The following is a 12,274-nucleotide window of genomic DNA, read 5'->3' as shown; positions in this document are numbered from 1 at the left end:
GTCATATTTTTTTCCATGGCATAATGATTGACATATTGTTATCGAAATTAAAAATGAACACAACGTTCCTGGAAACAGGAATTTATAAAACTAATAACATATTATGAGTAAGATTATTGGAATCGATTTAGGAACAACCAACTCATGCGTTTCTGTAATGGAAGGGAATGAGCCAGTGGTAATCCCAAACGCTGAAGGTAAAAGAACTACGCCTTCGGTTATTGCCTTTGTGGAAGGTGGAGAAATCAAGGTTGGTGATCCTGCAAAACGACAAGCAGTAACCAATCCAACAAAAACCGTTTATTCTATTAAACGTTTTATGGGTAACAAATATTCTGAATCTAAAAAAGAGGCAGAACGTGTACCTTATAAAGTTGTTAAAGGTGATAACGATACACCTCGTGTAGATATCGAAGGTCGCTTATATACACCTCAGGAATTATCAGCGATGATTCTTCAAAAAATGAAGAAGACTGCTGAAGATTATTTAGGTCAAGATGTCAATCGTGCAGTAATTACTGTGCCAGCATACTTTAATGATTCACAGCGTCAAGCTACAAAGGAAGCAGGTGAGATTGCAGGTTTAAAGGTTGAACGTATCATCAATGAGCCAACTGCTGCAGCTTTAGCTTACGGATTAGATAAAAAAGGACAAGATCAAAAAATCGTTGTATTTGATTTTGGTGGTGGTACACATGATGTATCTATCCTAGAGTTAGGAGATGGTGTATTTGAAGTATTGTCTACAGATGGTGATACACACTTAGGTGGTGACGATGTTGATGAGAAAATCATCAATTGGTTAGCAGAAGAGTTCAAATCTGAAGAAGATATTGATTTAAGAAAAGACCCAATGGCTTTACAGCGTTTGAAAGAAGCTGCTGAAAAGGCTAAGATTGAATTGTCATCGTCTTCTCAAACTGAAATCAACTTGCCTTATGTAACGGCTACAGCTAGTGGACCAAAACACTTGGTGCGTACATTGTCACGTTCTAAATTTGAGCAATTGATTGACGATTTGGTAAAACGTACAATTGAGCCATGTGAATCGGCATTGAAATCTGCAGGATTGTCAAAAAGTGATATTGATGAAATCATTTTGGTAGGTGGTTCAACACGTATACCAGCGGTTCAGTCTGCTGTTGAAAAATTCTTTGGAAAAGCACCAAGCAAAGGTGTGAATCCAGATGAGGTGGTATCTTTAGGTGCTGCTATTCAAGGTGGTGTGTTAACTGGAGATGTGAAAGATGTCTTGTTGTTGGATGTTACGCCTTTATCTCTTGGTATCGAAACTATGGGTAATGTAATGACCAAATTGATTGAGGCTAACACGACTATTCCAACAAAGAAGAGTCAAGTGTTCTCAACAGCGGCAGACAATCAGCCATCGGTTGAAATTCATGTCCTGCAAGGTGAGCGTCCAATGGCAGCAGATAACAAAACGATTGGTCGTTTCCACTTAGATGGTATTCCACCAGCAAAACGTGGTGTACCTCAAATTGAAGTGACATTCGATATTGATGCCAATGGTATTATCAAGGTATCAGCTACAGATAAAGCGACTGGTAAATCACAGGATATCAGAATTGAGGCCTCTTCAGGATTGACTGAGGAAGAAATCCAAAAGATGAAGCAAGAAGCTGAAGCCAATGCAGAAGCTGATGCTAAGGCTAAGGAAACTGCTGAAAAATTGAATCAGGCTGACGCTATGATTTTCCAAACGGAGAATCAGTTAAGTGAGTTTGGTGATAAATTATCAGAAGATAAGAAAAAGCCTATCGAAGAAGCTTTGGAAGAATTGAAAAAAGCTTACGAAACTAAAGACATTGCAGTCATTGAACCTGCTTTGGAAAAGATTAACGAGGCTTGGAAAGTGGCTTCCGAAGAGATGTACAAAGCACAAGCTGAAGCACAACAAGGTGGTGCAGAAGCTCCAGGACCAGATGCAAGTTCTAATGGGCAAGCAGAAGGAAATGATGTAGAAGACGTCGATTTCGAAGAAGTTAAATAAAGAACGTCATGCTGAACTAATTTCAGCATCTCACATAAATTACTTAACATTTTAAAAAGCGCAATCAGAAATGGTTGCGTTTTTTTATTTGAGTTTAATTTTTGATGTAATTATTGATGACCTTTCTTCTTTTTCCAGATGCCAAAGTCGGGATTTCATCTACATAGATAATTTTAACATCAGCATCTTCACCAAAGTGCTGTTTTATTTTTAATAAAAGCGCATTTTCAAACTCAAAAGTCTTAGTGCCAATATTGAGTCTTACCTCATACGCTTTTTCTCCTTGCTGTATGAATTGATATTGTTGAATGTATTGATAAAACTCATTAAAAATAGCATGAGTAATAAAAGACGATACAAATTTACCGTTTGTATCATAAATGACATCCATTTTACGACCTACCACTTGATCTAGGTACATTACATTATCCACCAGTTTGAAGCTAGCTAAATCTCCAGTATCGTATCTAATGATGGGCATGGCATGATTGTGCAGGTCAGTTATGACAACTCTTCCCAATTCACCTTCTTTGGCAGGCGTATCAGATTCTATGTTCAGAATTTCAACATTATAACTCGCATGATTAATCTCGAATAATTTCGAAGCGTTACCAGTTTGTTGTGCTAGCATTCCCATTTCTTCATTTGAATACCTCGAGTAAACAGGGATGCCTAAGCGTTTTTCTAAAGTGTTTTTAGTGAAATCATTTAAAAATTCAGACATGGCAACCACAGAGTTTAAGCTATGGGAATGTATGTTTAGATCGTTTTTCTCTAAATAGTTGGCAATTAATTCCAATACAGAAGCATAACATTGAAGGACACCTTTTTTAGAGTTGTCATGTTGTATTAGATGAATGAATTCTTCAGTGCTTTTTTCATCAAAGTGAGACACATCCCATTGGTACATATTTAGTAGCCAAGCTTGAAAATTACTTTTTTTGTTGTTACTATGCCAAACAATAAGTTTATAGATCTTATTTCCAAAGGTATAATTGGCACGTTCGTAAAAGTAAATGCCATCAGCAGAATTTCTATGGCGTTTGTTTTTATTCTGAAATAGAAAAAAAGAAAGGCCTGTAGATCCACTTGTTGAGACTTTATGGTTTTTGGAATCTTTGAATTTAATTGATTCAAACGCTTGAAAGTGCTCTCTAATTACGGATTTGTTGATGACTGGGAAGTCTTGAATTACTTTAGCACCATGCCATTTTTTGTAATAATCTGATGTAGTTATGGCGTGAGTAATTAACTTATGGATGTAGTCTTCCTTTAAATGAATGGCTTCACTTGAATTTGGATTTTTCTGAATAGTCTTGATTTCCTTGAGATGCTTTTTTACAGGATTGCCTTGCAAATAATCCTTAACCCAAAAGCTTTTATTTCTTAACAAGTTTAGAATCATATACGCTATCGAAATCTTTTATATAAGGATCTATTGTTCTGTTTTTTATGGTATGTATCGGTACTCCAAAAGCAAGCTTTTTGTTTCCGATGGATTTGAGTACCAATGAAGATCCACCAATGGTTGTATAATCACCAATTGATACACCTTGACTAATAGAGGCACTCAAACAAATGGTAGAACAATACCCTATACTAACATTGCCTGCTACAGTAGCACCAGAAGCTAAGGTTGAAAAGTCTGACATTTTAGAATCGTGACCTAAAGAAGCTTTGGTATTTATGACACAAAATTTACCAATCTTAGCATTGGCATTAACAATGGCGCCAGCCATAAGTACAGCACCTTCAGGAACGACAACATCTTCTGCTAGGATTGCATTTGGATGTACAATAGGGACAAACGCGATTTTGGGCGCTATTTTTTTGATGTCTTTGTAAATTCTTAACCTCAAATCATTGTCACCAATGCCGATAGCCATAGCTTCAATGTTGAACTTTTTTATTAAAATTGAAAAAGCGTCTAAATTTCCAATGACTTTATGTCCATATACGGTTGAATTTACTGGTTTATATGAATCAATGAAACCAATTAGATTGTAATCATTATTCTTTTGAATAATATCCACAATCATTTTACCATGGCCAGAAGCACCATAAATAACTATGTTTTTCATTTCTTTAGATCTGACAAATTAATGTTTTAGGGTCAACAATCGAATTGTCAAAGTCGATATGGTTAGATTTCGAAGATATCCAAACAATCATAAATAAAGCAGTATTAACGCTAAACAGTGTGATTTCATCCGTTAAATGTTAAATCTTGTGCTATTTAGGGCTATTTTTACAGTAAATTCTGATTACTAAGTTTTTACACTCTTGTATAAATTATGACATTTAACAGTCCATTTTCAGTACAAAAAAAAACCAAACGTTTAGCTGTAAAGCTTACAACAAAAGGGGAGAATTATGTGCAAAAGGGACATCCATGGGTGTTTTCCGAAAGTATTACAAAAATCAATGTCGATGCTAAAACAGGTGATTTGGCTATAATTTTCGGGAATAAAACCAATAAAATGATGGGTATTGGGTTATATGATGCAGCTTCACCTATTCGAATCAAAATGTTATACCAAGGAACAGCTCCAACCAAAATTGATGCATCTTTTTTCCATCATAAAATTAAAGATGCCTATAAAAAAAGAGAATCCTTATTAAAAACGAACACCAATAGTTATCGATTGCTTTTTGGAGAAAATGATGGATTTCCTTCTTTGATAGCAGATGTATATGCTGATGTTTTAGTAGTTAAGCTTTATTCTGAAATCTGGCTACCATACTTAAAAGACATTATAGAGAACTTGATTGAAATTTCAAATGTGAAAACCGTTGTCATGCGACTGAGTCGAAGTATGCAGCAATTAGAATCACATCAATTTGTAGATGGTCAAGTTGTTTTTGGAAAGCTAGAACAGCCTGTTGTGCAATTTATTGAACACGGAGTCCATTTTTCAGCACATGTCATTAAAGGACATAAAACGGGCTACTTTTTAGATCATCGTGAAAACAGAAGGCAAGTAGGTTTGATGAGTAAAGGTAAAACAGTTTTAGATGTCTTTTCTTATGCTGGTGGATTTTCGGTACATGCTTTAGCAAAGGGAGCAAAACAAGTAACAAGTGTCGATATTAGCGCCCAAGCCTTGGAAATAGCAAAACAAAACGGATTATTGAATTCTTATTCTGGCAAACACATTACCATTGCTGGTGATGCCTTTGAAGTATTAAACAGATTAATTCTTGAGAAGACTACTTATGATATCGTAGTTATTGATCCACCAAGTTTTGCTAAACAGCAAAAAGAAGTCGCACTAGCAAAGAAAAAGTATGCGCAATTAGCTCAGCTGGGAATCCAGTTAACATCCAAAGGCGGAATTTTGGTACTAGCATCCTGCTCTTCAAGGGTTTCAGCAACTGCTTTTTATGATATTAATGCGCAGACATTGCAAGCTTCAAAGCGGGCTTTTGAAACTGTTAATAAGACACAACACGATATGGATCATCCTATTGGTTTTCCTGAAGGGGCCTATCTAAAATGTGGCTATTATCGTTTTTTGGATTGAATGAATTGATAATACCTAGTAAAAGGTATTTTTAATTAAAAGCTAATTTGTAGTTTTAATTATTAATAAAAACCACCTAATTATGAAATTAAAGTTAATCGTATTACTAATTGTATTTTGCTTTAGTAGACCTATTCAAGCCCAAGACTTTAAGGTAAGTGATATAGTGACATTCAAGGTTCCTGTAGCTGTTGGAAATGTTGAAGTTGCAAGTTTCGCAAAAAACGATACAAATTCCCTTTATCTTGAACCGAATATCAAATTCTATATTATTGATTTTAATGATAAAAAGGATTCCGTGAAATTGAGAGCTGTCGATTTTAAATCTATTCGAAAAGATAAAAAGGAAAAGTTAAAACAAAGCAAGGGCACGTTAAAAAGTGAGCTGTATGAAAACAAAGTCTATCAGATTTCTTATAAAGATTTAGTATCCTATGGAAAGATATTTGTTCCAAAAGACAAAATTTCTGTGGGACTTTTAACTTTACCATTTAAGGCTAGACCTCAAGAAGAGTTCGCGTTTGATACAGAGTTTAATCTCAACTCGACCTTGAATATTTTATTTTCAGGACAAAAGAATGTATCGTGGTATTACCAATTCGGAGCAGGAGTAGGAAGTGTTAATTTAAATACAAGTAATGCCAGAGGTCTATCAGATACTGAAGCACAAGATGTGTCGATATTGACTTTTTTTAATGGGGTAATGATAGAATATAAAAAAATACAAATAGGCTTATACGCAGGAGTTGATCATATCAATAATCAAAAAAATTATGATTGGAATAGCAATGGGAATATATGGTTAGGCTTTGGTATAGGGTACAATTTGTTTAAGTTATCTAGTCCAGATGCAGAAAACTCTGATGATTAAAATATTAGAGTTATAAACCCTTGAGTTTTCAAGGGCTTTTTTTATCTTTCTATGGAATCGAAATCTAGATAGATGCAATAGAATAATTATGCCCAATCAAAATGCTATAATTAAAAATATACAACAGCTTATCGAAGCCATTTTGAAAGCCTTAGGTCATGATGTAGCTAAAAAGCGAACTTGGCATCAACACGTTGTTCCTTATCAAAATGGATGGGCTGTAAGACGTGAAGGTAACGAACGTATCACTTCAAAACATCGTAAACAAAGCACAGCAATTAACAAAGCTAAACGATTAGCAAAACGCTACAAAGCAGATGTGGTCATTCATCGAGAGAGTGGCGGGATACGAGATCGGATAAGTTACAGAGATGATTAACCTAAGCACGTACAACAGTCCGTCTTCGTCGAACTATCATAAAAACAAAAACGGATAATACGCCAAAAATTGAAAAGCCAACAAACAGCGGTAATACAGATGTGCTTACATAACTTCCGATATAATTAGCTATTGGTACCGCCATTACTGTAGATACAAAACCATTTATAGCTGAACCTATACCAGCAATATGTCCTAATGGTTCCATGGCTAAGGAGCGTAAATTTCCAAATAGAAATCCAACAGCAAAAAATTGTATTAGAAAAAAACTAATCAACACAGCAATACTTGGATTTTGTCCTGAAAAAAATAGAATAACATACAGCAATGATATGGCAGCATAGGCCAAGGCAGCAGTAAATGCGATATTAAAAGCTCCAAAACGCATAACGAGTCGGCTATTGGTAAACGTGGCAAAGCCTACAGAAAACGCAGTACTTGCAAAAATGTAAGGAAACATATCGCCTAAATGGTACTGCTCCTGAAAAATTTGTTGAGAGGTGCTCAGATAGACCATAAAGGAACCAGTAATAAATCCGGAAACCAAAGTAAACGCTACAGCTTCACGATATCGAATGAACTCTTTGGCTCCTGTAATAAAGATGGCAGGAGTGAACTTAATTTTGTTTTTCGAACTCAAAGTTTCGGGTTGTCTTTTCCAAAACCAAAGCACTATAATCAAACCAATAAAGAGGTTTCCGTTAAAAATGGCTTGCCAATTAAATAAATCCAATAACCATTGGCCCAATGTTGGTGCTACAATTGGTACCAAAATAAAAAACATGACTATGATCGAAAGTACTTTAGCCATTAAGTCTCCACTATAAGTATCACGAGTTATAGCAATGGCAATAGTACGTGGAGATGAAAGTCCAATACCTTGGAAAATCCGTCCAATTATCATCACCTCAAAACTGTTGGTGGTTACACAAACCAGACTCGAAATAACAAATACTGCAAAACCAAAATATACCATAGGCTTGCGGCCAAAGCTGTCCGATAATGGTCCAAAGATTAACTGGCCAAAGCCTAGGCCTAAAAAAATCATGGTTATTAGCAGTTGGTTGTCGCTTGGGTCTGTAACACCCAGAGCCGTTCCAATCTTGGGTAAAGCAGGTAGTAAAGCATCAATTGATAAGGCTACGATAGACATCAAAGAAGCCATGAGTGCAATAAATTCTACTCTGAAATTTGGTTGGTTTTGCATAGCGCAAAGGTATAACGATTTGAAATCTTATTGTTTTTTTAGCTCATAAAGTCTTCTTAAAAAGCATAAAAAAACTCCCATTTAGGGAGTATTTGTTTTTTTGAAAAATTAAAAACATTTATCCTTCCCTTGTATACATAATTTCCAAGGTTTTAAACTCATTTCCATCTGTAATCATATACATCTCAAACTTATGCTCGTTATCACTAACAAGGGTAAGTGTTTGTTTGATTTTCATGTCTTTTCCAGAGATTGGATCTTTCATCATACCATAAAGGGTAAGTATTTTTTCATCTTTAGAAAGTTCACCTTCCATAAAAATAATTCCGGTTCCCATATTGTCAATCCATGTCGAAACAAACTTTTTAGAGGCATTGTCATAACCCATAATGCCTTCGCCAACAAATTCTTGTTCCATCATTCTTCCTGTATTTGTTGAACGTTGGTAACGTCCTTCTAAGATCATTTCATTTGTTGTGACCATCTTAGACTCCATTGGTGGTTGTTTTGGATCCATCCACATCTTAGATTGACCAGACCACGTGCCATCAAATTGAGCAATCCACTTGTGGAATTTGGAAGGTTTCATGTTTGTATTCCAGACTTCCATTTCCTCTTTTGATTGTCCGTTAACATTGGCAATAAATACCATTAAAAGTATTGGTAGAATAAATTTTTTCATCTTGTGCTAGATTGTGATTAATAGGATTTAAAGATATTAAAAATTACAATGGAATATTACCATGTTTTCGTTTTGGTGTGCTTACTTTTTTATTTTTTAACATAGCAAATGCCTTAATAAGCTTACGTCTTGTGTTTCTAGGTAAGATGACTTCATCAATATAACCTCGTTCTGCAGCACTATACGGGTTGGCGAATAATTCGGCATATTCGGCTTCTTTTTCTTTCCATTTAGCTTCTGGATCTTCTGCATTGGAAATATCACGCTTAAATATGATTTCCGCAGCACCTTTAGCTCCCATAACGGCAATTTCAGCATTTGGCCAAGCAAAATTCATATCAGAACCAATATGTTTTGAATTCATGACATCATAGGCACCACCATAAGCTTTTCTTGTAATAACAGTAACCCTTGGAACTGTTGCTTCACTAAAAGCATAGAGCAATTTGGCGCCATGAACAATGATACCATTCCATTCTTGATCTGTTCCGGGAAGAAAGCCAGGAACATCTTCAAAAACTAAAAGAGGAATATTAAAACAGTCACAGAAACGAACAAAACGCGCTGCTTTTTTGGAACTATTAACATCTAAAACACCAGCCAAAAACATAGGCTGATTAGCTACAATACCTATAGATTTGCCGCCTAATCTTGCAAAACCTACAATAATATTTTCTGCATGGTCTTTATGGATTTCATAAAACGAATCTTCATCAATAACATTTTCAATTACCTGATGCATATCGTAAGGCTTGTTCGGATTGTCAGGAACAATATCTGCCAAGCCTTCACGCATTTCTTCTTGAAAATCAAAATCTAAATCTTCAGGGTTTTCACGATTGCTTTGAGGTAAATAACTCAAAAGTTTTTTTACATCTTCTAAGCATTCTACATCATTAGCTGAGGTTTTATGGGCTACTCCAGATTTCGTGGAATGAACACTTGCTCCTCCAAGCTCTTCGCTCGTAACTTCCTCATTCGTAACGGTTTTAACAACATTTGGCCCTGTTACAAACATGTAGCTGGTATCTTGGACCATGATGGTGAAGTCTGTCATTGCTGGAGAATATACTGCGCCTCCAGCACATGGACCCATTATAGCAGAGATTTGTGGAATTACACCAGACGCTTGTACATTTCTGTAAAAAATATCAGCATAACCTCCTAAAGATCGAACACCTTCCTGTATTCTAGCACCACCAGAATCATTAAGGCCTATAATTGGAGCCCCAACATTAACAGCCATGTCCATAATCTTGCAGATTTTTTCAGCATGGGTTTCAGAAAGTGATCCACCAAAAACCGTAAAATCTTGAGCAAAAATATAAACTAATCTGCCATCAACAGTTCCATAGCCTGTGACGACACCGTCGCCATAAAACTTTTGGTCTTCCATTCCAAAATCTTTTGTTCTATGGGTTACCAAAGCACCAATTTCTTCAAAAGACCCTTCGTCTAGAAGATATAATACACGCTCTCTTGCAGTGAGTTTTTTCTTTTTATGTTGTTTGTCTATTCGAGCTTGTCCACCACCAAGTTTGGCTAGTGCTTTTTTGTCGTTAAGTGTTTTTATTTTTGAATCCATAATGTCTAGTTTGGTAATCTTAGTAATTTTTGGTCTTCCAAGTATTGCTTTAATGCAATTTTAGCGGCAATTTCAGCTTCATTCTTATGGCGTTCTTCCAGTAGGCTAGGTGAGTAGTACTTCTTCACAAAATGCGTGTCAAACTTGCCTGTTCTAAATGCCTCATGCTCACAAACAAAACGACCAAAAGGCAGCGTGGTTTCTACACCTTTAACAACATAATTGTCTATGGCTTGTATCATTAGTTCAATAGCTTCAGAGCGTGATTTACCATAGGTAATTAGTTTTGAAAGCATTGGATCATAATAAATTGGAATATCCATCCCTTCTTCAAAACCGTTATCCACACGAATATTTTTACCTACAGGTAATTTGTAAGTTTCTAATTTACCGACACTAGGTAAGAAATCGTTCATTGGGTCTTCAGCGTATACTCGAAGTTCTAAAGCATGACCATTTATCTTCAAATCTTCTTGCTTGATATCTAAGGCTTCACCACGTGCGACCTTGATTTGCAATGCTACTAAATCAACACCAGAAATCAATTCTGAAACAGGATGTTCAACCTGAAGTCTTGTATTCATTTCGAGGAAATAAAAATTGTGGTCAGCATCCAACAAGAACTCTACTGTTCCAGCGCCTAGGTAATCACATGAGCGAGCAACGTTAATAGCAGCTTGTCCCATACGCTCTCGTAATTCTGATGTTAAGACCGCTGAAGGTGCTTCTTCGACCACTTTTTGATGGCGACGTTGAACGGAACATTCACGTTCAAAAAAGTGAAGGATATTACCATGACTATCAGCCATCACTTGAATTTCTATATGGCGAGGTGATGTGACGTATTTTTCAACAAAAACAGAGCCATCTCCAAAAGCTGATTTAGCTTCACTTATGGCACGTTTCATTTGCTCTTCAACATCTTTTTCCTTTTCAACTATACGCATTCCTTTTCCACCACCACCTGCAGCAGCTTTAATCAAAATAGGAAATCCAATGTCTTTAGCAATCTGTACCGCTTCCTTTGGATCTGTAATGGCATGGTCAACACCAGGAACCATAGGAATGTCATAGTCTTTTACAGCATCTTTTGCAGCAAGTTTGTCACCCATCATTTTGATGGCTTTGGAACGCGGACCAATAAAGGTAATATTGTTTTTTTCGACCATTTCGGCAAAATCGGCATTTTCACTTAAAAATCCGTAGCCAGGATGAATACCATCTACATCAAGATCTTTTGCTACTTTTATAATGGTGTCACCCTTCAAATAGGACTGATTTGAAGGCGCAGGCCCAATACATACCGCTTCGTCGGCATATTTTACATGAGGAGCATTACGGTCGGCTTCAGAAAAAATAGCCACCGTTTTAATTCCCATTTGTTTTGCTGTTCGCATGACGCGAATAGCAATTTCACCACGATTGGCAATTAATATTTTTTTCATTTGAAATAGTTTATCTTTTTTATAGAATGGATTAAAATGTAAGCTCTCGACTATTCGAATTCAACTAAAAGTGCATTCTTGTCTACTGTTTCCCCTTGGTTGATATTTACAGATTTGATAATACCTTCACGAGGTGACGTAATTACATTTTCCATTTTCATGGCTTCAAGAATCAACAGAGAATCATCTTCTTTAACTTCCTGACCAACTTTAACATTGATTTCCAATATTAATCCTGGCATTGGCGCTTTGATATTGTTGACTTGTTTGGATGCGCCGACTTCAAAACCTAGTGCCTTGATCTGCTGATCTAAAGTATCATTGATAACAACCGTATAGGTCGTGTTGTTGATACTGACATCATAAGTTTTTTTGTTGAAATCTGAATTAAGGATTTTGGCTTTTACAGTCTTGTTTTGACTTAGTATGTGAAATTGATTGTTTGAGGTTTCAACGACATCCAGTTGTTTTGAATCTTCTTCTGAAATATCAAAACTGAAAGCGTTGTTGACTTGTATTTGATACATAAAATAGAACTTTTTATTGGTGTTTAAAATTAGAAAAAAACAC

Annotated in this window: 11 protein-coding genes; 4 read left to right on the top strand and 7 right to left on the bottom strand. The window is 35.9% G+C overall.

What is annotated here, in order from left to right; translation table 11 throughout:
• Window positions 1–103: 103 nt before the first annotated feature.
• A complete protein-coding gene (dnaK, locus tag AB9K26_RS07385; RefSeq protein ID WP_369971912.1) occupies window positions 104–2,011 on the top strand; it encodes a molecular chaperone DnaK in 1,908 nt (635 codons plus the stop codon).
• A 94-nt stretch (window positions 2,012–2,105) separates the two neighbouring features.
• Here dnaK and AB9K26_RS07380 read toward each other — a convergent pair whose 3' ends face one another.
• Together AB9K26_RS07380 and AB9K26_RS07375 are read right to left on the bottom strand one after the other, a co-directional pair.
• Window positions 2,106–3,416: a CoF synthetase gene (locus AB9K26_RS07380; protein WP_369971911.1), complete on the bottom strand. Its 1,311-nt coding sequence runs from the start codon at window positions 3,414–3,416 to the stop codon at window positions 2,106–2,108.
• Window positions 3,391–4,092, bottom strand: coding sequence for an acetyltransferase (locus AB9K26_RS07375; protein WP_369971910.1), 702 nt, complete (start codon window positions 4,090–4,092; stop codon window positions 3,391–3,393). Before AB9K26_RS07375 ends, AB9K26_RS07380 begins: the two co-directional genes overlap by 26 nt.
• Window positions 4,093–4,305: 213 nt before the next feature.
• Here AB9K26_RS07375 and AB9K26_RS07370 point away from each other — a divergent pair, with 213 nt between their 5' ends.
• The 3 genes from AB9K26_RS07370 (at window position 4,306) to AB9K26_RS07360 (ending at window position 6,785) form a co-directional block, all read left to right on the top strand.
• A complete protein-coding gene (locus AB9K26_RS07370; RefSeq protein WP_369971909.1) occupies window positions 4,306–5,535 on the top strand; it encodes a class I SAM-dependent rRNA methyltransferase in 1,230 nt (409 codons plus the stop codon).
• An 82-nt stretch (window positions 5,536–5,617) separates the two neighbouring features.
• A complete protein-coding gene (locus AB9K26_RS07365) occupies window positions 5,618–6,406 on the top strand; it encodes a hypothetical protein (RefSeq protein ID WP_369971908.1) in 789 nt (262 codons plus the stop codon).
• An 88-nt stretch (window positions 6,407–6,494) separates the two neighbouring features.
• Window positions 6,495–6,785, top strand: coding sequence for a DUF2188 domain-containing protein (locus AB9K26_RS07360; protein WP_369971907.1), 291 nt, complete (start codon window positions 6,495–6,497; stop codon window positions 6,783–6,785).
• A gap of 1 nt (window position 6,786) precedes the next feature.
• Here the strand turns inward: AB9K26_RS07360 and AB9K26_RS07355 are convergent, their stop codons facing one another.
• The 5 genes from AB9K26_RS07355 to AB9K26_RS07335 all read right to left on the bottom strand — a co-directional run bounded on the left by AB9K26_RS07355 (window position 6,787) and on the right by AB9K26_RS07335 (window position 12,231).
• On the bottom strand, window positions 6,787–7,992 hold the full coding sequence (locus AB9K26_RS07355; RefSeq protein WP_369971906.1) for a multidrug effflux MFS transporter: 1,206 nt from the start codon (window positions 7,990–7,992) through the stop codon (window positions 6,787–6,789).
• A 118-nt stretch (window positions 7,993–8,110) separates the two neighbouring features.
• Window positions 8,111–8,674: a DUF1579 domain-containing protein gene (locus tag AB9K26_RS07350; protein WP_369971905.1), complete on the bottom strand. Its 564-nt coding sequence runs from the start codon at window positions 8,672–8,674 to the stop codon at window positions 8,111–8,113.
• A 43-nt stretch (window positions 8,675–8,717) separates the two neighbouring features.
• Window positions 8,718–10,259, bottom strand: coding sequence for an acyl-CoA carboxylase subunit beta (locus AB9K26_RS07345; RefSeq protein WP_369971904.1), 1,542 nt, complete (start codon window positions 10,257–10,259; stop codon window positions 8,718–8,720).
• Between the two features lie 5 nt (window positions 10,260–10,264).
• Window positions 10,265–11,704 carry an acetyl-CoA carboxylase biotin carboxylase subunit gene (gene accC, locus AB9K26_RS07340; RefSeq protein ID WP_369971903.1) on the bottom strand — a complete coding sequence of 480 codons (1,440 nt, stop codon included), beginning with the start codon at window positions 11,702–11,704 and terminating at the stop codon, window positions 10,265–10,267.
• A 50-nt stretch (window positions 11,705–11,754) separates the two neighbouring features.
• Window positions 11,755–12,231, bottom strand: a complete 477-nt coding sequence (locus tag AB9K26_RS07335; protein ID WP_369971902.1) for a biotin/lipoyl-containing protein — start codon at window positions 12,229–12,231, stop codon at window positions 11,755–11,757.
• Window positions 12,232–12,274 lie beyond the last annotated feature (43 nt).

Source organism: Psychroserpens sp. XS_ASV72, assembly GCF_041224425.1.
Taxonomy (GTDB): Bacteria; Bacteroidota; Bacteroidia; order Flavobacteriales; family Flavobacteriaceae; genus Psychroserpens.
Note: the sequence above shows the minus strand (reverse complement) of the source record. Positions and strands in the feature narration are given on the sequence as shown.